Origin of the sequence: Gracilinema caldarium DSM 7334, assembly GCF_000219725.1 — a bacterium.
Lineage (GTDB): Bacteria > Spirochaetota > Spirochaetia > Treponematales > Breznakiellaceae > Gracilinema > Gracilinema caldarium.
On the sequence record NC_015732.1, the window covers coordinates 3,201,625 to 3,225,845 of the forward strand.

General features: G+C 42.5%; 19 protein-coding genes. 10 read left to right on the forward strand and 9 right to left on the reverse strand.

The features are described from left to right. Positions 1 to 100: 100 nt before the first annotated feature. On the forward strand, positions 101 to 1,144 hold the full coding sequence (locus SPICA_RS14365) for an ABC transporter substrate-binding protein (RefSeq protein WP_169311893.1): 1,044 nt from the start codon (positions 101 to 103) through the stop codon (positions 1,142 to 1,144). Then, positions 1,144 to 3,132: a sensor histidine kinase gene (locus tag SPICA_RS14370; protein ID WP_013970210.1), complete on the forward strand. Its 1,989-nt coding sequence runs from the start codon at positions 1,144 to 1,146 to the stop codon at positions 3,130 to 3,132. The genes SPICA_RS14365 and SPICA_RS14370 overlap by 1 nt, the downstream gene beginning before the upstream one ends. 27 nt (positions 3,133 to 3,159) lie before the next feature. On the opposite strand, the gene glgX is transcribed toward SPICA_RS14370, so the two are convergent. Beyond that, entirely contained in the window at positions 3,160 to 5,313 is a 2,154-nt protein-coding gene (gene glgX, locus SPICA_RS14375; RefSeq protein ID WP_013970211.1) for a glycogen debranching protein GlgX, read from the reverse strand. 67 nt (positions 5,314 to 5,380) lie between these two features. Between glgX and SPICA_RS14380 the strand changes: the two genes are divergently transcribed. Beyond that, positions 5,381 to 6,769 carry a cyclic nucleotide-binding domain-containing protein gene (locus SPICA_RS14380; protein WP_013970212.1) on the forward strand — a complete coding sequence of 463 codons (1,389 nt, stop codon included), beginning with the start codon at positions 5,381 to 5,383 and terminating at the stop codon, positions 6,767 to 6,769. Here SPICA_RS14380 and SPICA_RS14385 read toward each other — a convergent pair. From SPICA_RS14385 to SPICA_RS14395, 3 genes are read right to left on the reverse strand one after another with little or no spacing between them, the layout of a single operon-like run. Then, positions 6,714 to 7,427, reverse strand: coding sequence for a GNAT family protein (locus tag SPICA_RS14385; protein WP_013970213.1), 714 nt, complete (start codon positions 7,425 to 7,427; stop codon positions 6,714 to 6,716). The two genes, SPICA_RS14380 and SPICA_RS14385, sit on opposite strands and share 56 nt — an antisense overlap. Positions 7,428 to 7,429: 2 nt before the next feature. Beyond that, a complete protein-coding gene (locus SPICA_RS14390; RefSeq protein WP_013970214.1) occupies positions 7,430 to 8,140 on the reverse strand; it encodes a potassium channel family protein in 711 nt (236 codons plus the stop codon). Between the two features lie 15 nt (positions 8,141 to 8,155). After that, positions 8,156 to 9,490 (reverse strand): TrkH family potassium uptake protein, encoded by a 1,335-nt coding sequence (locus tag SPICA_RS14395; protein WP_013970215.1) that lies wholly within the window; start codon positions 9,488 to 9,490, stop codon positions 8,156 to 8,158. A gap of 60 nt (positions 9,491 to 9,550) precedes the next feature. On the opposite strand from SPICA_RS14395, the gene SPICA_RS14400 reads away from it, so the two are divergent. After that, complete coding sequence (locus SPICA_RS14400) at positions 9,551 to 10,516, forward strand: ketopantoate reductase family protein (protein ID WP_013970216.1); 966 nt, start codon at positions 9,551 to 9,553, stop codon at positions 10,514 to 10,516. On the opposite strand, the gene SPICA_RS14405 is transcribed toward SPICA_RS14400, so the two are convergent. The 3 genes from SPICA_RS14405 to SPICA_RS14415 form a co-directional block, all read right to left on the reverse strand. Next, positions 10,506 to 11,324, reverse strand: a complete 819-nt coding sequence (locus SPICA_RS14405) for a carbohydrate ABC transporter permease (RefSeq protein ID WP_013970217.1) — start codon at positions 11,322 to 11,324, stop codon at positions 10,506 to 10,508. The genes SPICA_RS14400 and SPICA_RS14405 overlap by 11 nt on opposite strands. 3 nt (positions 11,325 to 11,327) lie before the next feature. After that, complete coding sequence (locus SPICA_RS14410; RefSeq protein ID WP_013970218.1) at positions 11,328 to 12,206, reverse strand: carbohydrate ABC transporter permease; 879 nt, start codon at positions 12,204 to 12,206, stop codon at positions 11,328 to 11,330. Between the two features lie 71 nt (positions 12,207 to 12,277). Continuing rightward, positions 12,278 to 13,561, reverse strand: a complete 1,284-nt coding sequence (locus tag SPICA_RS14415) for an ABC transporter substrate-binding protein (RefSeq protein ID WP_013970219.1) — start codon at positions 13,559 to 13,561, stop codon at positions 12,278 to 12,280. A gap of 120 nt (positions 13,562 to 13,681) precedes the next feature. Here SPICA_RS14415 and SPICA_RS14420 point away from each other — a divergent pair, with 120 nt between their 5' ends. Genes SPICA_RS14420 through SPICA_RS14445 form a run of 6 tightly spaced genes read left to right on the forward strand, consistent with a single transcriptional unit; the run spans position 13,682 to position 22,788 of the window. Next, positions 13,682 to 14,527 carry a MurR/RpiR family transcriptional regulator gene (locus tag SPICA_RS14420; protein ID WP_013970220.1) on the forward strand — a complete coding sequence of 282 codons (846 nt, stop codon included), beginning with the start codon at positions 13,682 to 13,684 and terminating at the stop codon, positions 14,525 to 14,527. Between the two features lie 27 nt (positions 14,528 to 14,554). Further along, the gene (locus SPICA_RS14425) at positions 14,555 to 15,586 is read left to right on the forward strand and encodes a galactitol-1-phosphate 5-dehydrogenase (RefSeq protein ID WP_013970221.1); all 1,032 of its coding nucleotides are present in this window, start codon (positions 14,555 to 14,557) and stop codon (positions 15,584 to 15,586) included. 1 nt (position 15,587) lies between these two features. After that, the gene (locus tag SPICA_RS14430) at positions 15,588 to 16,661 is read left to right on the forward strand and encodes a Gfo/Idh/MocA family protein (RefSeq protein WP_013970222.1); all 1,074 of its coding nucleotides are present in this window, start codon (positions 15,588 to 15,590) and stop codon (positions 16,659 to 16,661) included. A gap of 41 nt (positions 16,662 to 16,702) precedes the next feature. Beyond that, positions 16,703 to 17,650 carry an AAA family ATPase gene (locus tag SPICA_RS14435; protein WP_013970223.1) on the forward strand — a complete coding sequence of 316 codons (948 nt, stop codon included), beginning with the start codon at positions 16,703 to 16,705 and terminating at the stop codon, positions 17,648 to 17,650. After that, positions 17,619 to 18,836, forward strand: a complete 1,218-nt coding sequence (locus SPICA_RS14440; protein WP_013970224.1) for a DUF58 domain-containing protein — start codon at positions 17,619 to 17,621, stop codon at positions 18,834 to 18,836. Before SPICA_RS14435 ends, SPICA_RS14440 begins: the two co-directional genes overlap by 32 nt. Continuing rightward, entirely contained in the window at positions 18,826 to 22,788 is a 3,963-nt protein-coding gene (locus SPICA_RS14445) for a transglutaminase domain-containing protein (protein ID WP_013970225.1), read from the forward strand. The genes SPICA_RS14440 and SPICA_RS14445 overlap by 11 nt, the downstream gene beginning before the upstream one ends. A gap of 18 nt (positions 22,789 to 22,806) precedes the next feature. On the opposite strand, the gene SPICA_RS14450 is transcribed toward SPICA_RS14445, so the two are convergent. Both SPICA_RS14450 and SPICA_RS14455 read right to left on the reverse strand, forming a co-directional pair. Continuing rightward, entirely contained in the window at positions 22,807 to 23,184 is a 378-nt protein-coding gene (locus SPICA_RS14450; RefSeq protein ID WP_013970226.1) for a YkvA family protein, read from the reverse strand. A 79-nt stretch (positions 23,185 to 23,263) separates the two neighbouring features. Beyond that, positions 23,264 to 24,085 carry a hypothetical protein gene (locus tag SPICA_RS14455; protein ID WP_013970227.1) on the reverse strand — a complete coding sequence of 274 codons (822 nt, stop codon included), beginning with the start codon at positions 24,083 to 24,085 and terminating at the stop codon, positions 23,264 to 23,266. Positions 24,086 to 24,221: the final 136 nt, after the last annotated feature.

The following is a 24,221-nucleotide window of genomic DNA, read 5'->3' on the forward strand; positions in this document are numbered from 1 at the left end:
AACAATATTCTAGCATGAAGGACCTTCTTATCCTATACTTTTATAAAGAAGGGTAAGGATGATGAAACACTTCATGTTAAGACTGATGACAGTCCTATGTATGACATTTTTAACGAGCTGTATTCAGCCTTCGATACAAGTCGCCCTCCTTACGAAGCTCGATGCCGGTTCTATCATTGGAACCAGCGAAATCGCTGCAGTAAAAGAGTTTGAGAGGACCCATCCCAATAGCCGTATACAGATTATCCCCTTCGATGATGGATGGGATCCGGAACGGACAAAACAGGCCTATAAAGAAGTTCAAAACATGAATATCCAGTTCCTAATAACCAGTCACACCTCAACCTGTGCCATAGAGATCGCCAAAGATATCAATCTAGATAAACGACTTACCATTATCGCCGGAGCGACCACCACAGTTTTAAGCGATAAGGATGATTATATCCTGCGCATCATTCCCGATTTGAACCAAGAACAGGCTGTGATTGCTCAAAAAATAAGCTCATTACAACCAAAAAAACTACTCATCATTCGGGATCTTTCTAATTCCGGGTATACCATACCCGCACAGGAAGCCTTTTTAACAGAATTGAACCGTGTATCGCCAAACATAACAGTTCGCACCTTTGACTTCGACGCAAACCAGTTCAATATAGAGGAGCTGGATCCTGTACTACAGGCTGAGATTTTTAATGTCCTGTACCTGCTTATTGGGGGTTATAAAAATATTGCAGGCAACATTGCCCAATATAGTTATCAATTCCAGCCTCAAAGTACCATTGTCTTTACTCCCTGGATGCACAATAGAGAGCTAGTGAATTCCGCTGGGCCTGCAATCAACCATGCTCTGCTTCCCTCGCTTTTTCCTTCTCGAAAAATAGATCCTAAAATAGAAGCATACATGTCCGCACTTGAAACCAATTTTCATGTAAGTCCGACTATTATTAGCCTCAAAGTTTACCAGGCTCTCGAACTTCTCGATCAAGCATTTAAAGCCAAAGCGGTGACACCCGATCAGGCAAAAAAATGGCTTCTTTCCAAAAAAATTTTATCAACCCGACTGGGGACTATCACCTTTAATGCTTTCGGTGAAACAATAGAAGATTATTACTTTATCACCGATATTTCAGGAGAATTTCATTGATGAAAAAGCCCCAGAGTCTCCGATTTTATCTAGTAACACTCGAAATAATAACTATTTTCCTGGGGATACTGTTTATCTTTGGTTCCTTTAATTTTATACAATTAAAAATCTCTCAGGATTTTTCACAACGGAGAAAAGCAGAACTATCGGCCATAGAAATGCTCTTTTATTCAAAATTACAACAGGCAGTTACTACTCTTGAATCTTTGGCTGCTTCCGACACCTTATTGGGGGCACAATTTATTAGTGAATTTTCAGATATGTATATTATTTCGGATAATACAATTACCCACATACTTAAAAAAAGTCCCCAATCAGCCCTGTTCACCGGCTTTCAATTTTCACAAAATCTTACTTCGTTTTTTTCTTATCATTTTTTTACTACTGTACGAAAATCCAAGGTGTTCTATGCTCCAGAAGACGAGAAACCAAGCATTTATCTTTCAATCCCTATACATCAGGATTTACTGGTAGGACGCCTTAAAATTGATTCGATCAATAACGATATAGCCCGGCTTGTTCAGTTCGATGGATCTATTGTGGTGATAACCAATTCAGACGGTATACCTTTTTCAAGCATAGGTGGAAATTTACCTAGTCTCATTCTAAATCAGCCTAATGGTTCTGCACTCACTATAAATCAAAAACAATTTGTTTTAAATCGAATTTCAAGTGTCTGGCTTTCTACAGATATTGTATTACTTACTCCAACCAATCAACTCCAATACTTTTTTTCTCAAATTCAAATCCTCACTTTATTTACTTTAACAGCAATTATTGGTCTCCTCTTCTTAAGATTTTTCTTACTACATTGGTTACTTATCAAGCCAATCGAACAATTTATTAAAGCATTAAATCAATGGGAAAGTTCCCATAATCTTCCGGAAGTACCTGTAAGTATTCAGGGAGTAACAGAAATACAACTCTTGGCAAAAACTTTTTATAATAAAGCACAGGAAATAACCAAAATGAATGAAAAACTTGAAAAGCAGGTACATGATATGGGCGAGCAACTTGCAACTGCATTGGATAAGGTTTTGGTTTCAGAAAAGCTCGCTGTTCTTGGAAATCTTACCGCAGGACTGGCCCATGAATTAAATACGCCTTTAGGAGCTATAATATCTACTGCAGAAACTATAAAAAATGCGATTTCTAGAATAAAACAGGATCTTTGTAATCTTTTAACTAAAAACGATCCTGAGGAAAATAATTTTTTTATTCAATTATTAGATGCTTCTGGAAAAACCAAAGCAAGTCTTCGCGAGCGAATGACCTTTATCAACACTATTGAATTAAAACCAATATCAAATGCAGAAGAAATTGCTGATGATCTTATTGATATGGAAATATCTCTGAAGGATCAGAAACTAACACAAAAAATATTAACGCTTAAACAAGCACCAAATATTATTAAAACAGCCTATTATTTTAATATTTTAGAAAAGGACAATGCTATTATTCAGAATGCGGCTGAACGGGCATCTTTGACCCTTAAGGCTCTAAAACAATGGACCTATGAAGAAAAGGGGTATGCTGTTCCAGTATGTATTAAAAATGAAATGGAAACCATCCTTACCATGTACTATAACCATACAAAATATACTATTCAGATAATACGTAATTTTCTCGATGAAGGATGGGTTTTAGCAAACCCAGAACGACTAAATGCCGTATGGGTAAACCTCATCAACAATGCCCTGCAAGCCATGGAACAGGGTGGAACTTTAACGATACAAATCAAAAAACTACATCATGAAAGTGATATAATTCAGGTTCAAGTAACCGATACTGGTATAGGGATTCCTGAAGAGAATAAACCTAAAATTTTTACTCCTTTCTTCACGACAAAACCTCGAGGTACCGGAACTGGGATTGGTCTAGATCTCAGCAAGCGAATTATTGAAGGATTTTCCGGAACCATATCCTTTACCAGTGAGCCTGGACATACTACTTTTACGGTAACCTTACCTGCTTACATAACTGAATAGGTAGTTTTATTTAAATCGGTAACATATCTATATCCATTTAGACATGAGAATAACCGTTGTTCGTTCATGAACATAATAATCTTTTTGGGATGAGATTGCCTGTTCAAGCCCGGGATGTACTATATCTTCTGGAGATGGGCGACTTGTGTCCACCACTCGGAACCATTTTTTCCCCTTGGGGGCTTCTGCAATAGTAAAGAGACAGCCTTCTTTGCTCGCATTGAACATGATATAAAAATCATTATCATCTCGATCGGCAAAGGTGTCCGCTTTACTACCATCTAGCCGATATGCTAAACGTTTATCAATCTTTGCCCAATCGGGGCTATTACCATGTTCATCGAACCAAGTAATATCAGGGATAGCATTATAATCACCATCTTTGCCAGTAAAAAACTCAGGACGTAAAAATGCCGGGTGTTTTATTCTGAATGCAAGCATTTCCTTCACAAAGCGGAAAAAATCCCGATTTTTATCGAGCAGTTTCCAATCATACCAGGAAATCTCATTGTCCTGACAGTAGGCATTGTTATTTCCCCGTTGGGTCCGACCTATTTCATCACCTCCTAAAAGCATCGGAGTACCCAACGAAATCATAAGGGTAGTTATAAAGTTACGCATCTGCCTAAAGCGGATTGTTTCAATAGCTGGATTTTCTGTAGGTCCCTCAAAACCATAGTTGCAACTGAAATTTGCCCCATGACCATCCCGGTTTTCTTCTCCATTTTCTTCGTTATGCTTTTCTGCATAGGACACCAAATCTCGAAGAGTAAATCCATCATGACTTGTCACAAAATTGATAGAATGGAAGGGTTTTCTACCATCCCGGAGATAAAGATCCGAACTACCGGAAAGCCGGGTCGCAAAATGCCTGGCCTCGTAAGCATCACCCCGCCAGAATTTTCGTACATCATCTCGGTACCGATCATTCCATTCTGCCCAGCGGCCTCCAGGAAACCATCCTACCTGGTATGCACCTCCTGCATCCCAGGCTTCTGCTATAATTTTTGTATTTCGGAGGACAGGATCCTCTGCAATCCGTTCAAGCATGGGTGGGTTCTCCATAAGATGTCCCTGCTGGTTTCTACCTAATATGGAACCAAGATCAAAGCGGAATCCATCTACATGCATTTCAATTACCCAATAACGCAGACAATCTAAAATAAAGGTACGTACCACCGGGTGATTACAGTTTAAGGTATTACCACAACCGGAGTAGTTTTTATAATATCGTTTATTTTCATCAAGCATGTAATAGATCGTATTGTCGATCCCCCGAAATGAAAAGGTTGGCCCCAGTTCATTTCCTTCGGCAGTATGATTAAAGACTATATCAAGAATAACCTCGATACCTGCCCGATGTAAGGCCTTTACCATTTCTTTAAATTCTCGAACCTGCGCACCAGGAGTCCGGTCGGCAGAATAGGATCCTTTCGGAGCAAAAAAGGCCACCGTAGAATAACCCCAATAATTTTTTAATGGTTCCCCAGTCCGAGGATTTATTCGGGGGATTTCTTGCTCATTGAATTCCTGAATTGGCATAAGTTCAAGACTGGTTATCCAAAGTTCCTTAAAATAGGGTATTTTTTCTATGACACCCCGATACGTTCCTGGGTGCTCCACTCCAGAACTTGGATGCATGGTAAGTCCCTTTACATGGGTTTCATATAACACGCTAAACCTTAAGGGATAGTTAAGGGGCTTATCCCCTTCCCAGTTAAAAGTATCATCGATAACAATACATTTCGGCTGGTAAGGTGCATCATCTTCATACGAAAAGGAGAGGTCAGCATCGGGCATATTAGGGTTATAGCCCATACATTTTGTCAGATCCCAATTTGATAAATCCGTTAATGCCTTTGCGTAAGGATCGATAAGCGTTTTATTCGAATTAAAACGAAAGCCCTTTTCTGGTAAGTAAGGGCCATCAACTCGATAGAGATATAAAGCTCCTGCTGCAAGTCCCCGTACATGACAGTGCCAGATGTCACCGGTCCGATTTTTATGGGGGTCCAGAATAATTTCTTCTATAGGCTCAGTAGTATCTGGATCTTCAAAAAGTACTAAGGATACAGCAGTAGCATGTCGAGAAAAAAGAGAAAAATTAACCCCTGTACTGGTAATTTCTGTACCCAGGGGTAGGGGTTTACCGTTTTCTATGCTATATTGGAGTTTAGCCATACTTCTATAATAACATATTTATGATGGTTTGTTACATATTACGTTATAATTAAGAGGGGTTCTGAGCATGTTTCGAGTACCAGTTATTACCAAAGATATTGAACTGATAGAACAAATCCAATCAGCTGCTTATACCTTACAAACAAATCTGCAGCCCGTGTTTATCTCTGGTGTAGAACCTGTACTCGAATATTTAAAATATGAACTACCTGAACTGAAAATTCTTGATTTTTGTGGGGAAGGGCCATGTAAAGATGCGGCTATCGCAATACTCGAAGCAATTAAAGAAGACCCTTGGCTTCACTACGGCGGACTCATTGTTATTCATACTATAGAAAATGATAAAGAATTAGCTGAACATCTTCATGAATCAAATATTATTGCGGTTATTCACAAAAGTGAATTTAGAAACAACTGTGAGCGACTCCTTCGTATCCTTGCCCATAACAAACAATTCCTCTTTCAACGGGGTATGCAACAACATTTGCTGAGAACTATTTCTGGGACTTTTATTATTGATAATGATCCCCTGGATATTGTGGTATACACCAATTTGGTTACGAATTATCTATATAACGCAAACCTAGTAAACCGGGATGACCGGGAAAAACTCCATGTAGCATTACAAGAGCTTTTAGTAAATGCTATTGAACATGGTAATTGTAAAATTAGCTTTGACGAAAAGTCAGCTTGGCTAGAAAAAGGCAAGAATGCCATGGAGCTTATCCGAGAAAAAAACAAGGACCCAAATATTTCTGCAAAAAAGGTTCGTCTTTCATATACGATCCGCCCTGACAAATCTACCTTTACAATAACCGATGACGGCGATGGTTTTGATTGGCGAAGTAGAATGAATGCAAAACCAACTCTTGGGCTTCATGGTATGGGAATTCGAATGGCTGGTGTCTATGTGCAGGATTTGTCTTATAATGATAAAGGGAACGAGGTGCGTTTTTCGATTAATCATCAAAAAGATGCAAGCAATATGGTTCCTCGTATATTTAGCGATCAGGAGGAAGTCCATTTTAAAGTCAAGGAAATTGTTGTTCGGGAAGGAGATACTTCGGACTACCTGTACTATATTGTTTCAGGCAGGTATCTTGTTTTCTCTGGAAACCGCTGTGTTTCTTATTTAACTCCCGATGATATGTTTATCGGGGAAATGTCCTTTTTACTTTCAAACCAGAGGACTGCTACAGTTGTTGCTAAGGATGGAGGAACCTGCATTAAAGTGTCGAAACAGGACTTCGTGGACCTTATAAAGCGAAATCCCCACTATGGTATCTTCCTGGCACGACTCCTTGCCCAACGGCTTACCCGACTGAACGCACGAACGGTAAAACTGAATGCAGAATATATGAAAGTAAAAGAGGAACTAAAACAGTTAAAAGCCCTTTCAGCTACTGAGAAGACTCAAGAACCGGTTGGATCATACGGGCCTGACGAAATTGGTTAATAAAGCGACTGCGATTTAGATTTTCTGCCCCCAATCGTTCCTTATATTCAAGGGGCATCCCAAAATCCCAGAATATATATCCCATTTTTTCAAGATACTGGGCAGTCAGAATCATTTGTACAGTACCAGCACAGTTTTCCCAATAAAAACCGGAATAGCTTGTATACACCCCACCACAAAACACCCCAAATTCCCCTGCTACTAATCTTGAATCTCGATATAAACCAAAGGCAGAACAGAAGGGCACCCTTGGCATGTAAATAGCCTGTTCAGAAAGGGATGGATTCCATTCCAAATAATTTAATACTTCCTGTAAAGGTGGTGTCAACCAATCTTCACCGTGAGACTCAACACAGGCTTTTATAATTGGTTGCAAAGCATCAAAGGGTTTTAAGGTGTACCGGCTAAGCCTGCTTTTTACCGATTTAGGAATATGCAGGTTATTAAAAAGGAGCACACAACGTTCAAGATGTAATTTCGGTATTAGAAGGCTTGTTTCCTTATTCTGAATGGACATAATCAGAAAACCAGCCCACATAAGCTGCTGTAAAAATTGCATATCAAATGATTGGACGAGGCAAAATTCATTTGGATAATCTTGCTGTATAAGAGTATCGACTACCTGATCACAATCCATCCCTGGCTCAAGATAAAGCATACCTATTTCTTAGAAAAAATCTCCCTTATTGAGTTAAAGATACTACGTTTTGCTCCTTCTTTTTCAAGCCGGCCAGTAAACTGGTCCACATCGAACTCAGTTCCCGAAACAAGGGCGATATCTTTTTCCTGAAAGCGGTACTCAGGGGTAAACAAAGTATACTCTGTTTCAGATGACCGGACTGATATAAGATTAAGACCAAATTTCTTACGCAGATCCAATTCTAATACAGTCTTACCTATAAAAGAATCAGGTATTTCTATTTCCGCTATCACCAGGTTCCCGCCAACGGGAAGGTAGTTTAAAACCAGGTTAGAAACAATCTGGGGTACAATCCTTTTTGCGGCCTCCCGATTTGGAAACACTACTTTTGTAGCACCCACTATACCAAGAATTTCACCATGCGCATCGGTTTCTGCCTTAGCGATGATGGTTCCAATCTCCAATTTTTTACAATAGCTTGCAGCCAAAATTGAGGCTTCGATATTTTTACCCATATCGATAATCACTGCATCAATATGTTTTGGAAGCGTCTTTTCTAGAGCTTCCTGGTTAATAACATCCATACCGATGGCTGCAGACACCGTATCCCGATACCGGTCAAGTACTTCCCGATCTTTATCTATGAGAAGGATATCTACATCCATTTCTAATAATTCATCTAAAACAGCTTGTCCAAAATAACTTAAACCTAAAATTGCAACCTGTTTCATTGTTTACCCCACTATCTATCCCAATAAGACCGATCCTTCCGGATAGGTGATATCATAGTTTTTAGCCCGTATCAGAGAAAAAGAAAGCGCTACGAGTCCTATTCTGCCAGCAAACATAATACCGATAATCACCATTTTACCTGCCACAGAAAGCTGGGGCGTTAAACCAAGGCTGAGTCCTACAGTACCAAACGCAGACACCACTTCAAACACAATAGCGTCAAAGGCCACACCCCGGTGACCTTCGATAAGGCTCAAGGCCAGAGCACCCAACAGCAAGAGACTCAGGGCCTTTAAAAAATAAACCGTCGCTCTGTTTAACGTATAACTTGTAATACGGTGCTTACCGATACGAATATCCCCTGCAGGATCAGGATATCGAATCATCAATATAATGATGATAAAAATTGTAGTTACCTTAATTCCTCCAGCAATTGATCCAGGGCCAGCACCAATAAGCATATAGAGAATGGTAAATACTTTCGATGGTTGGCTTAATGCATATTGGGGAATCGTATCAAAACCAGCAGTTCGAGGCGTTACTGATTGAAATAACGCGTTCATAATACGATCACGCAAAGAGAAATCAGACAAAGTTCCTTTACTTTCAAAAAAAAAGAATATTAAAAATCCAAATAGTATTAAACCAGCAGTCATTCCCAATACCACCCGGGAATGATAATTTAAATATCTACGTTTTCGGGTAATACGCTGATAAACATCCTGTAAAACAATAAATCCCAGACCACCAGAAATAATAAGCAACATAATGATTGTTAAAATAGCAGGATTTTTAGAAAAACCTTCAAGGCTATCCGAAAAAAGAGAAAACCCAGCATTACAAAAAGCAGAAACAGCATGAAATACCCCATAATAACCATAGTTTAAAACACCTGCTTGCATAAAAAACCAAGCAAGCAATAAAGCACCAATCGCTTCTATACCCAGGGTGGTTACCACAATAGTGCTAATAATTTTTTTTGGATCATACTCGACCCCATCAACATAAAAACTGCGAATGGTCGATATACGCCGGAAAGGGATACGGCCTCCTGGCAAAATGAGCAGCAGTGATGTAAAGCTAATAATGCCAAGCCCACCTAACTGGATAAGAAGCAGTAGTACGGTTTGGCCAAAGAGACTGAAGGTGGCCATATCTACTGTGGTAAGACCGGTTACACAGACCGCAGAGGTGGCCATAAAAAGGGCATCAATGTAGGAAATATGGGTTGCATTACCCGGGTATCCAGCCTGTGATAGGGGTAATACCAACAGTATACTTCCAACACTGATCAGTGTTATAAAAAGGGCAACCAGATACCAAGAGTCGGAACGAAACCGGGGCCGCATAGTAAAACTATATGCAAATTTTATCGGAGCGTCTATAATAAAAACAACACGGAGGATACCATGAAAGACATTGAACGAGTATTGGTTGTTGGGTCTGGTGCGGTTGGTACCGCTATTGCTTCAATCATTTCAGAACATATACCGGGTTCAGTCTCCGTACTTGCCGATGGAGAACGCTTTGAACGGTATAACCGGGACGGTTTTATCGTAAACGGGAAAACCTACCATTTCCCCGTGATATCCCCCGTTTCAACCCACAGCCACTATGATCTTATTATTGTAGCGGTGAAACATCATCATCTTCCAGAAGCTATCGAACAAATGAAAGCCCATGTAGGGGACAATACTAGTATTCTTTCGTTGATGAACGGTATTTCCAGCGAAGAACAGTTGGGAGCCCGATTTGGCGCCGGGCCCGGTGCGCCCGATGGCGTCCGGCTTCCCCCTTATGCTATGATTTTAGGGATTGATGCGGTTCGAATCGGCAATGAAACCCGTTTTGCCTCTACAGGAAAAATATTTTTTGGTGAAGCTACTAACAATACATCGGCCTTAAGTCCCCGGATCCAGCGGATTGCCGCCTTTTTTGAAAAAGCCTGCGTTCCCTATGAAATTCCAGAAAACATGCTTCGAGCGCTCTGGTTTAAATTTATGATCAATGTGGGCATTAATCAGGCCTCAGCTATACTCCGTGCACCCTACCGGCTGTTTCAGACCAACACTAACGCCAAGGCTGTTATGGAAACCCTTCAGCGGGAGGTTATTGCTCTCTCCCAGGCCATGGGCATTAACTTGAACGAACAGGACCTCGTAAATTGGGAAAAGACCCTGGCAGGACTGCATCCAGACAATCTGACTTCCATGTGCCAGGATGTGCTGGCAAACCGTAAAACAGAAGTTGAGATGTTTGCCGGAACAGTGGTCCACCTGGGTAAGCAATATCAGGTTCCTACACCAGCGAACGAACTGGTCTTTAACCTTATCAAAGCAATCGAAGCCTCGTACAACCCGACGGTTATCCCTTAACCGCACCCATGGTGAGGCCCCGGACCACATATTTCTGAAACAGCATGGTCAGAATAATTGCCGGGGCAATGATCACCACCGTTGCGGCCATCACAGCCCCCCAATCGACTTCTGCATAGGAAACAAAATTGTAAACTGCAATGGGGAGCGTTTTTGTTTTTTCCATGCTGAGCACCTGGGAAAACATAAAATTGTTCCAGGAAAAAAGAAATGCCAGGGTTGTAGAAGTTACAATGCCCGGTGTAGAAACAGGAAGCACAATTTCTAAAAACGTTCGTTGATGGGTTGCACCATCAACCCGGGCAGATTCTTCTATTTCCAGAGGTACCGAAGCAAAAAAACTCGTCATTATCCAGACTACAATGGGTAAACTTATAAGCATGTGACTTAAAATAAGAGCAACATAGGTATCTACTAGCATTAAACGGGAAAACAATAAATACCAGGGTAAGAGCAGGGCAATACCCGGCATGAGACGGGCTACCAGAATGAGAAGTCCGAGTTTTTCTTGTTTATATCGGGCAATAGAATAAGCCGCAGGAAGTCCCAAAATGAGAGAAAAAACAACAGCAGTTACACCAACAACGGTCGAATTATAAAAAAATTGAATAAAATTCTGTTCGGTAAATACCCTGCTGTAATTTTGTAACGTAGGTGTAAAGATCCATTTTGGAGGATAGGCCGTTATATCAACCTGTGTTTTTATTGATGAAATGAATATCCAAATAAGTGGAAACAGAACAGGAACAACAATACATAATATGAGAATGAAAAATAAAAGTTTACCTGCAAATCGTTTTGCTGTCATTCCCTATTCCTCCAGTTTCTGCCGCAGACGGGCTACCAGATAACTCATAATCATAACCACCACAAAGAGGAAGAATAACACTACTGAAGCATGTCCAAGACGGAAATAGTTAAAGGATAAATTATATGCGTATATATTTAATGTTTCTGATGCAAAACCAGGGCCACCGTTAGTCATGGAATAAATAATATCGTAAGTTTTCAGTGCATCGATAGAACGAAGCACCACAGCAGTCAGAACTACTGGAGCTACCATCGGAAGGGTAATCTTCCAGAAGATTTGAATACTATTTGCTCCGTCTACCCTAGCTGATTCATAGGGTTCAACAGAAAGTCCCGCGAGCCCTGCAAGCATGATAAGGGCCATCATGGGGGTCCATTGCCAAATATCAACAATAACTAACGAAGGTATTACAAGCTGTTTGTCAGCGATCCATTTCAGAGGACTTAAACCGGCACTCCTTAAAACCCAGTTAGCCAATCCAATAGTGGGTTCATAGAACAGGGTCCAGGCAATACCAATGGCTACAGGTGTAGAAACCATCGGAAGTAAAAGACTCATTTTAACCAGGTTTTTCCCTAGAAATTCTCTATTTAATATGAGGGCCCAAATCATTCCCAGTATCGTTTCAACACTCACTGCAAAAGCGGTAAAATAAAAAGTACGTCCCAGAGCAGCCCAAAAACGTGGTTCTTGCAAAATAGAAAGATAGGTTTTTAAACCGACAAATCGAGGGGGTAAACCAGAGGTTAAATTCCAGTTAGAAAAACTGATGGTAAAGGTGTAAAAAACAGGAAATACCATCATGAGGGCAACAAACAATACTGCCGGCAAAGGAAATAAAACCTTAATATGTCGATCTATAAAAGAACTCTCTAACATCACCTCTCCTTAAAAACACAACGGGGGTTTATAATATTACACTATAAGCCCCCATTCATCTCATTTATTATCTATTTACCTAACTCACCCGCCGCATCCAATAATTCATTTACTTTCTTTGCAGCATTTTTAGCTGCAGTAGCTATATCTCCGGTCCCACCTGTTTCAATAGCTAGAACAATGACATCGCCAATGGCATCACGGGCTTCGCCAACAGCAGTCATGAGCGGTCTATCATAGGGTGTACCAATGGGGCCCATTTTAACTGCAGTTGTAGCCAGTTGCTGATCAAATTTAGCGAGAATATTAGCATCGGTCCAAACAGAATTCCGAGCCATGGTAATACCCTTATCTATCATTGCCTTAATCGCAAGCTCTTTGCTGGTAGCCCACATGAGGAAGTCATAGGCTAGATCTTTATTTTTTGACTGTTTAGAAACAGCCATTCCCCAGGAAACAACAATAAAGGGATGATTCCCCTTTGGACCTGCTGGCATCAACGCTACACCAACCTTATCTGCAACCTGGGATTTTGTCGGATCTTTAAGGTTCCCCAGGAATACACTCGCATCGGTCCACATGGCAACCTGACCAGCCTGGAACAGAGCCTGTCCCTGAGCCCAGCTCATATTAGTAACACCCGGAGGCCCATATTCTTTGAGCATTTTGCCGTAAAATTTAAATGCTTCTATTGCTTCAGGGCTGTCAATCACTGCTTTTCCATTTTTTAAGAAATCACCACCGAAGTTATAAAGATATGTAGAGAATTGAGTAACCGCCGCACCACGCTGACCACGAGAAACGATACCGTAAATATTTTTATCTGGATTATGAAGTTTCTTCGCTGCTGCTAGCAGTTCATCAAAAGTTGTTGGCGGTTTCAAACCAGCCTGATTGAATAAGTCGGTCCGATAATAAAGGACTTGCCACTCAGTGACCAGCGGGATAGTATAAACTGACTTTGCATAGGTAACCGCATCTACAGCACTCTTGGAATAGTCGGCAAAATTATAATTAGCTGGTGTTTTTTTTGCATTATTGATGTAAGGCGTCAGATTTTCGTACCATCCATTTCTGTAGAATAATTTGCCTTCCTGCAGAGGACGGGTCATGAAAACATCTACTGTGGAGGACCTGGTTGCAAATTCGGTGGTAAGCTTCTGGGTAAGTTGATTCTCATCATAGCTTTCCACATTCACTTTAACACCTGTTTTTGCTTCATATTCTGCAATCAAAGGTTTTAAAGTTTCCGCATAGGGATGATTCGCCAGCAAAACCCGGATTGCCTTGGTCTGTGCGGTGACGCCAAAGACGACTCCTATCGTCATAATTAGAATGATTAGTCTTCGTTTCATAGAGCCTCCTTTCTCAAAATTGAGCTTAATACAATTATTAATCGATTTTATTGAACCGTCAATAAAATATTGAAATAAAATTTTATTGTATGAAACTATTTTTCATGCTATGATATACTTATGCTTCATAGTAGCTGTATTATTAAAATCCACGAAGCCCGTTCTTCTTATAGTGCCAAAGAGACGATAATCGCAGACTATATCCTGCAACATCCCCAATCTTCGGTTTATCCCACTATTGAAGAATTGGCTGAACAAATTGGGGTTTCTGAGGCAACTCTGTTTCGCTTTGTAAAAAAATTAGGTTATTCAGGATACCAACAATTCAGAATTGCTCTTGCCACCGACATCGCCAGCCCCCAGCAACGAGTTTATGAAACAGCTCTAGAAAACAATCATGGTTCAACGGTATCCTTGGTTTTCAAAACCAATATAACCGCACTGGAAGAAACCCAAAAACATTTAAACCCGGATCAGATTGAACAAATTGCCCGCTTATGCATTACTAGCAGAGGACTCTACTTTTTTGGTCTCGGAGGTTCATCAATTGTTGCTCTCGATGCATACCATAAATTAGTACGAACCGGTCTCACTTGCTGTGCCCCTATGGATTTTCATATGCAATTGATGCAGGTATCACAGCTTACATCTAAAGATACGGCGTTCCTCATTTCTCACACTGGTGTAAATCGGGATGCCTTGCATCTTGCAGAAACAATTCAAGAACAGGGAGCTCATCTTATTGTCATTACCGATGCAAAACGATCTCCCTTGTTAAAACTGGCCCAATACAGTCTGTTTGCTTACTCACAAACCTCTCCCTATGTCTCTGAAGCTTTTTCGGCCAGAATCGTACAACTGGCCATCATCGATTGCTTGTATGTATCAATAATGAAACAGTTGGGTCAAAGAGGTTTTGAAAATCTTGAGCGGATGCGGGCAGTTATTGCCCAACGGAGAATTTAGACTAATCATAAATGATCAGAGGTACCTATGAAAGCCTTGCTATTAGATAATGTTAAGCACTTCAGTTATACAGATGTACCAGAACCATCGATTACTGAGCCAGACCACGTGTTGATACAAATAAAAGCAGCATCTATTTGTGGCAGTGATGTTCATGGAATAGATGGTTCAACAGGACGGCGTATTCCACCCATCATCATGGGCCACGAAGCATCCGGGATTATAAAAGCAACAGGGCCAGCAGTTCATCATTTTAGTCCTGGAGATCGGGTTACCTTCGATTCCACTATATATTGCGGCAATTGTTTTTATTGCCGTCGTGGAGAGGTAAATCTCTGTGATGATCGCCGGGTTATCGGGGTTTCCTGTAAGGAATATAAACAGGATGGAGCATTCGCAGAATACCTCGTTGTACCAGAACGAGTTCTCTATGCACTACCCGATGAGGTGGATTTTATTCATGGAGCACTTACTGAACCGGTAGCGGTTGTAGCCCATGCGTTACGTCTTGCCAGACTTAGTCCTGGCGACTCGGTTCTCATCGTAGGAACCGGTCTTATTGGGTTATTGCTCCTTCAACTTGTTCGGCTTCACACATCCGGTCAGATTATTGCTGTGGATATCGATGAAAAACGGCTTAAACTCGCAGAAAAATTAGGAGCCGATGCAGCTATTCTTGTTGGACCTGATGTTAGCTACCAGATACAATCCTTAACACATGGTCGTGGCGTTGATCAGGCTTTTGAAGTGGTTGGATCAGAAAAAACCGTTACTACTGCCATAGAAGGGCTTCGAAAAGGAGGGCATTTAACCTTAGTAGGCAATGTCAGTCCATCAATCAATCTCCCCCTCCAGGCTGTGGTAACCCGTCAACTTGATTTGCAAGGTTCCTGTGCTATTTCAGGAGAATATGAGTTTGCCCTCCAACTCATGGCTTCTCAAAAAATTAATGTAGATTCTATTATCAGTGCTGTAGCGCCCCTCAAGGATGGAGCTCTCTGGTTTGAAAGGCTCTATAATCGGGAACCAGGGTTATTAAAGGTTGTACTGGAGCTTTGAAATGAACAAAGTACGATTTGGTATCCTTACCTATGGAAAAGTTGCCCACCTCCACGCTCAGGCAATTCGGTCCAATCCAGAGCTTGAGCTTGTTGCAGTATGGGGCCGTGATCGACAAAAACGAGAACAATTTGCAGCAACCTATGGAATCCAAGCTTTCAATAGTATTTCAGAGATGATTCAAAGAGCTCACCTTGATGCAGTGCTAGTCGCATCACCTCATCCTCAGCACGTACAACATAGCCTGGAAGCCCTCGAAGCGGGAGCCCACGTTCTCATTGAAAAGCCGATGGCCCTTACAAAAACCGATTGCGATAGGGTTATTGAAACCGCCGAAAGATTTGGACTAAAGGTTGGAGTTATAAGCCAACGCCGCTGGTATCCAGCGGTACAACGAATTAGGGAAGCTATAAATGCAGGGAAAATAGGTACACCCATGATTGGCCAGGTGACCATGCTTGGCTGGCGCGATGAAGCTTATTATAAAAGTGATCCCTGGCGCGGTAGTTGGTCTAGAGAAGGTGGCGGAGTCCTCGTTAATCAGGCACCTCATCAATTAGACCTGCTGCAATGGTTTATGGGACCGGCAACGGAAGTTTTTGCCTATTGGGACAACATCAATCATCCATACATTGAAGTTGAAGATACAGCGTTGGCCCTCATCCGCTTTACTTCAGGAGGAATGGCTACAATTTTAGTGAGTAATTCTCAAAAACCCGGTATCTATGCCAAGGTCCATATACACGGCTCTTCAGGTGCCTCGGTCGGTGTTCAAACCGATGGTGGGGCTATGTTTGTAGCAGGGCTTTCAAAAATAACCGAAGCTCCCTTTAATGATATTTGGACCATACCAGGAGAAGAAGACAACCTGAAACTATGGAAAGCTCAGGATGCAGATTTCTTTGGTATTATTGATACAACACTCTATTTTCATGGGCTTCAAATTAAGGACTTCGCAGATGCCATAGTTCAAAATCGTCCACCCCTTGTAGATGGCAAAGAAGGTAGAAAAACAGTAGCCCTTATTGAAGCAATCTATCAATCCGGAAAGGAACGTCGACCAATTAGCCTATAATTATTGAAAGCTGCTGCTCATAATGCTATGCTGGAAGCATAATGGATTATAAAGACGTCCCTTCGGCACTGTTGCAGGGTGCTAGTCAAGTAATTAAAGGAAAGGAAACCTTCCTCGAATATCTCATTAGTGTACTGCTTGCTGGTGGTCATGTTCTTTTAGAAGACCTGCCAGGCCTCGGGAAAACAACGGTAGCAAAAACCATCTCCCGTTTAATCGCCGCTGAAAATGGGGGCTTTTTAGCCTTTAAACGTATTCAATTTACTCCCGACTTGTTACCTTATGATATAACCGGCGTTGATATTTTTGACCCGGACCTACATAGCTTTCGTTTTGTACCGGGACCAATTTTTGCAAATCTTATCCTAGCCGATGAAATAAACCGTACAACACCCAAGGTTCAATCGGCCCTCCTTGAGGTTATGGCAGAACTACAGGTTACAGTTGGTTCGGTCACCCGCCCGGTACCTGCTCCCTTTATGGTCATTGCAACACAGAATCCAGTAGAAAGCGAAGGCACCTTTCCCCTTCCCGCGGCTCAGCTCGACCGGTTCATGATGCGACTTTCCCTGGGATATCCCCCAAAAGAAGCGGAACTGGAAATTCTGGATACCAATCCGGCTGAGCTGGTATTAACCCACCTGGAGCCGATTATTTCGATACAAGATTTTCTCCAAGCTCGGGCTTTTGTTGACCAAGTATACTGCCACCCCGGACTTAAGGAAACGATAGTAGACCTGGTCAGGGCAACACGAAACCATAGTGACATACGGCTTGGTGCAAGTTCCCGTTCTGCCCTTCACCTCCTGAAAACAGCCAGAGCCTACGCCTTTGTGAAAGGCCGGGATTATGTGATAGATGAAGATATTATCAACTTAAGTTCCCTTGTCCTTGCTCATCGGATAAAAATGACAGATCCCCGTACTGATCCATCCCCCCTCCTCAGGAGGCTTGCCCTTGAAAACTGTAAAAAGCATGATTTCCAATAAAACTTCTCATATAGAGCTTACCATTACATCCTGGGCTGTCGCCATGATAATGCTTATAACGGGGCTATTTCTTAAAGAAAGTGTGCTTACCCTTATAGGGCTATTCTCATTGTTTGTATTAAGCTATGCGCTAATGAGTATCCTAGTGCTCACCCTACTCTCCAGGGAAGTAATAAAGGGGCTTTCTTATGTCATTATACCTGAAGATGCACCAGCTGGCGATCCTATCGAATTTATCCTTAGAATAATCTCAACTAATCTATCATTCTGTTTTAAGCTAGCAGGTGTTATTGCTTTTTGTGAAATCAGACTAAGCACCAGGGACAATAAAGCTATCGAAGCAATCTTACCTCTTTCATCTACAGTGATTCAAAAAGGTATCGATTCATTTCATATTACAACAAATCCTGCTTCTCGAGGTGTATACGTTCCTGAATATGCACAAGTTTCTCTCTATGATGTTTTTGGTTTTTATCATATTGCTATTCCTCTTATACACAAAACTACCGAAGAACTCATCCTGAGGCCAAAACCTGCACAGAATGGAACCCCGATCACTTTTCATTCGGGTGGTACAACTCATCGAGAAGAACAGACTTATCAGCGAACCGAAGAATTAACGGAACACCGCCCTTATGTTCCTGGGGATGATCCACGGCGTATTAACTGGAAACTATTTGGACATTCAGGAGACCTTTTCATCAGGCAGGGAGAACAGGAACCACCGCCTGTTGCAGAATATGTATTGGTACTAGATACTTCGATAGACTACACAATCTTTTCGCAGGAAGAGGGACGTCTTTTAGTTGATGGCATCTGTCAGGAAGCTTTGACCTTAGCCTTGGAGCTTTCACGCAAACGCTATGCTATTACCCTTTGTTACCCTGGGAGCGCGCTTCTCTCTGCAGATGAATCTACTATATCCAGATTATTAGCCTATCCAGTCGCAATTGATATCACTTTTGCTCAACCATTCCCTGTAATTCCACCTTCAACAAGCCTTCTTATTATATCAATTCCCCGTACCATACAACAAAACAGTACGCTACTCGATGAAATCCTTTCGAGACCTGCACAGGCTAAAAAAGTAACTTTTATAAATCCTACAAAACTACTCGCTACAAGCAAGTACCAGAACTATTATGAAGCCATCATTCGCTACTATGGACAGGTCCATGGAACATAAACGTCCGCCTTTGGTAAGTACCATTTTTTATGGACTTTCGATAGGGCTTATCCTGCTGCATATTCAGCAACTTACGATTCCCCTTGCGAACCTTACTTTTTTCATAAGTGCCTTAACACTTGGTTGTATCCTCAGCCTTTTCTGTCTACGGATACCGCAAAAAAACCACCGCTGGAAACTTCTCATATTGTTATCGTTTCCCTGGATTATAAAAAGCGCACTTGTAGGCATCAGCTTTTTTATTGCACCAATGGACGTCGGCTTTGACCGGCGGTTACTTTTCTTTGACCGTAATTTTCTCATCGTCCTGTTCCCCTGGTATTGGATTACCCTAAGCACCTATATGGCAGGAAGTTCCTATTCTGGTTTACATTGGAATAGAATTTTAAATGGTATTTTCCTTATATGCTTCTTTATCATTATAAAAAGCCGCCAGTTTATCTTGTATACCTGGCCCATGGAGCTGCTTGCAATTTTTGCACTGATCATGCTCCTCCAGTTTCTCGCTCTTATGCTGGCCCATCCATTACAAACCAGAGGTTTCAAGTATAATAGTATCGCCACATTAGTGGTTTTACTGGTTCTTGGACTTTTTTCTGTGGTTTTGTTACGGAAGCCCGCAGAAGAACAAGCAACCGAACAAGGCGGCGGTCTTATCAAACCGGACCTTTTCCGTTTTGACTTTTCCCAGTTTCTCCGTCTCGAAAGTGAAATATCCCTAAAGGAGGATATGGTCCTCATTGTCCATAAAGATCCTGAGGCTTCCTCTATTTTTATTCGTCGCTACATACTGTCCGGTTATGATACCAGAAAGGGGTTCTATCGGGCCCCTGAACTTGATGATGCAGAACATCCCCAGGAACTCCCCCCTGCGGAGCTTGAATTATTCATTCCCCAGTGGCAGGATCGGCGAACAACAGAGCAGGAATATTTCCTCGTCAACTTTGATCCATCAGCCTTTCTGGGGATGAATACCCCCCGGCTCATCAGCCCCCTTAAAACCTGGGACACCACCTCATTTTCATCGGCCTATCGGGTACTCAGTGAAACCAGTGAAGCTCTGCCCTTCGAACTCCTCGATGCGGTATCTGACAAGGATTATGCCCGCACCAAGATTGGTCTCACGGAACAGGAATACCAGTGGTATACCAACTATGGGAAGGACCAGCGGATCAAGGATCTGGGAGACCGTATTACCGAAGGTCTTGAGCTGTATTGGGAAAAAGTTCAGGCTATTTATGAATATTTAAAGAACGGCGAGTACCGCTACAGTCTTAAACCGGGACTTGCATCCGATGGGGACCAGCTCGGCAGGTTTCTTTTTGATACAAAACGAGGCTACTGTTCCTATTTTGCCTTTTCTATGGCGCTCCTCCTCCGTTCTCAGGGCATACCTGCCCGGGTGGCGGTGGGCTTTTTCATCGATCCCGATTCAGGGGCGTTTAACTACTATCCGATTCTTTCCAATATGGCCCACGCCTGGGTAGAAGTATACTATCCTAAGTATGGATGGATAGACTACGACCCTACCACCACTTTTCTTGCGGAAGGAGAGACCTTCCGTTTTTCCCAGGGAGCTCAACAACAGACCTTTGAGCGGCTCCTCGGTGAAATTCTGCAAAATCGGGACAAACTCGCAGTAATGAATAATGAAACAGTTACTCCAGCAGCACAGGGTTTCTCTGTAATTGTACGGAGTACAGGCCTCTGGCTTAAAGCGCATTGGCCCGGTTTCGTGTTCTTTTTCTATGTAATAACCATGATATGCCTTCGATACGGTTATTACTTGTTGTATTGGTACCATCTAACAATTTCAAGAAACTACCGGCATGCGGCACAGAAAGGCTTCTCCCACAGTCTCCGGATACTTCGCCTTGCGGGCATCTATCAACCCAAACTGAATCAAACCCAATCGTTACAGGAACAGGTTCAAATAATAGAACAAAACCAGGGACTCATCATTATCCCGCTTTTTAATATATACGAAGAAGCACGCTTTACTTTTCCCAGTCACTCCATCTCAGTGTCATCCATTCAGGAGAGCTATGCCCACTTTATAGGTTCCTATAAACAGCACATTCCTCTTACACGGCGAATCTTTGCCCAGGCTTTTCCTTTTATCACGATGGCACTTCCCCCAAAGCGTAACACCAACAGCATCTTTTTAATCATCCTTTTAACCGCAACCCTTTTCCTGGGCCGTTCAAGTCTTATTGCAGAAAGCTCTTCTGAATTGCTTCAGAATACTATGGCCCAGGAACTCCTACGCACAGCCCAGGAGTTACGCCAGGAAGAACGATGGGAACAGGCTATTGAACTGCTTCAAAAGGGAGAAAAGCTGTACCCATCAGACAGCCGTTTCCCTGCTGCATTGGGAGACATCTACCAAAACCGAGGACTCTACAGTCTTGCATGGAATGAATACCACCGTGCTGAAGCCCTCGACCAAAACAATAGAGAACTGTGGTATGAATTATCTATTGTAGCTGGTCGGCTTAATAAAAATGATGAATCTATCTGGTATCTGGAACGACTACTCTCAGAGGAGCCTAATAACAAGGATGCTATCGGAGACCTTGGCTGGATGTACTTTAAAACCCATCGTCTATCAGAAGGTGAAGAACTACTGCGAAAAGCCCTGGAACGACTCGGTCCCGATCAGGGACTGGAGATGACCCTGGCAACCATTTATTCCGATCAATACCGTTATGATGATGCAAAGCATTACTATATAAGCGCAATACAGCATGCGGAAAAAAGCGGCTTTAAACTTTTTCTCGCCGTAGCTTATTATAATCTTTCTATACTAGAATCCCGTTTTTATCGTTTCGCCGATGCCTTTAACAGCACTCACCATTCTCTGCAATATACAGAACGAGCTTCAGGGCATCTGGCTCGGGGTGAATTATTCCAGCGTAGACTCGATTTCTCTAAAGCTCATGGTGAATACACAGCCGCCTATGAGCTCGATACATCACCCCTGTCAAAAATTAACATAGCCCAGCTGTACCAACAGACCGGAAATCTCAAGGAAGCAAAAACCTATGCAGAAAACACCCTGCAACAGCGGGACCTTTCCTGGATGCTCAACTATGGCACCGATATCGACCGGTATCACAAGGATCTGCACCAAATTCTCCGCGACGTCTATCGCGGTCTCGTAAATACGGAAAAACTGAGCTATAGGGGAAATCTCTGGCAGTATGTGCAAAGCCATATTACCACATTGAAATACAGCATCCACGCTTTTTGGCAGGATCAACTCTTTACCTATTACACTCTGCAAGCTGCCGACGCCTATGGGGTCGAAAACCAGCGGCTCGATGCCCTACTCCATTATTATCTCGCTTTACAACAATACCCCTGGCGGGCAAAACCATACCTGCAAGCGGCTATGGACTATGAAACTCGCCTTATCGAAGCATCCCGGCCCAGCTATCTATATGAAATGGGCAAGCTCGAACAAAAGAGCAGCCTGCTCCTGCAAGCAATCGACCTGTTTGACCCGATCTGGGAACGGGACATGATTGCCGATGCTTATGCAGAACTGGCACATATATATCAGAAACAGGGTAATATTGATGGAATTCAGGCAAGCATCGAAGCCCTCTATGCCCTGAACCGGGGAGCCCTGCTGCAACGGGGGCTCAGGCTTCCCATCAATCTGGAAATAGACGGAGTTTTTACAACCCCTACAGAACAGAGGAACTACCAGAACATCATTACCACCGTTGTAAACAAATCGGGCTTACGAAGCCTGAACGCCACCCCTGCCCGTTTCAAACTCATCCTGAACTATCACGGTGATACCATCAAAGCTACACTGTGGGATTCAGTAAAAGGCACAAACATCCGGGAGCACCTAATCCCGCTCTCCAACCTGTCCCCCGAAAACCTGCAGCAGTTCAGCCGTGAACTGCAGAAAACACTCTTTTCTGAATTAGGCCAATAACATTTTGCCAGGGCTACGCTACAGCCAAAAACGTCTTACAAGACACCATATAACCAGCAACCAGATGCACAGAATAACGAGGGCCACCCCCCACTGCTTTTTCAGGGAAACCGGGTGCGCCTCTGCTTCTGCTGCACAGACCGATAGGAGTTCCTTTGGCACAAGCTTTATGGCAAGCCCCACCAGGAGGGGCAGAATGATAAAATCATCAAGATAGCCAAGAAGAGGAATAAAATCCGGTATCAGATCGATGGGCGAAAGGGCGTAAGCAAGAGCAATACCGGTAAGTAGTTTAGCAAGCCAGGGTGTTTCAGGATGTTTTGAAACATAATAGAGCGTACCGATGGTCTGTTTTGCCCAGGAAGCAAGGGATTTAAAAAAGTGCTTTATGTTCATACACCTCCCCTCAAAAAAAATCCTGCAGAAACCGTATTCGTCTCTGCAGGATTCATTGTAAGCTGAGAACTCAATACCCTTATTTTGCAGCTTTCAGAGCATTTGCAGCCAGTTGCAGGAACGGAGCAACATGAATCGAAACCCCTGCGATAGCATCGGTTTTTCCATCGGCTTTCACCGCAATCTTAGCCGGATCCTGGGCGGCAATGAGGGCAGCCTGTGCCTTTGCAGCCTGTTCGTGCCATTCAGCTTGGGCATTGCCGAATTTCACCATGTTGTAGTTTCCGCTTACTGATTCTACAATCTTAGATTTTTTAGCACTGTCATTGGAAATACCGTTCCAGACCACATCCACAATCCGTCCATTGACAACAGTAAGCAGAACCGTATCCTTCCAGCCCGATTGTTTGTCAAACTCAGCTTGCTCAGCATAGTACCAGCCGTCTTTGGCATACAAACCCTTGGCTACAGGACCTGCGGCAATAGCCTTCTGAGCCAGGTCAAAAAATTCCTTTACATGGATTGATGCACCTGAAATGGCATCGGTATGTCCTTCTGCATCCTTATATTTATTAAATTTATAATCCTGGGTTTTGACCAGATACTGTTCGACTTTTTCTGCCTGCTGGTACCATTCAGCCTGGGCTTTACCGAATTTTACCATGTTATATTTACCCGCTTTGTCGTGGGTTTTCTTGTCCTGTGCGCCGGCAATGTTGCTTACCCCATTCCAATTGGCAGCGGTGATTTTTCCACCCTTTACTTCCAGAACAATCTGGCTTTTCCAGCCAGAGGAACCAAATCCATCCTGTTGAGCAAAGTACTTTCCATCTTTCAAAGTTTGCGCGCCTAAGGAAACACCAAAGGCGGCTAGCACTACAATAAATCCCCATCGTTTCATGTACGACCTCCATAGAATTGTTAATATATAATGCAATTCTTATCTATAAATTATAATCGATATCTAAATACTTGTCAAGGCTGACTTTTTTAGTCTTCATTTGTGAGTATTTTTACGCTAGTGTATCAAGGTAGCC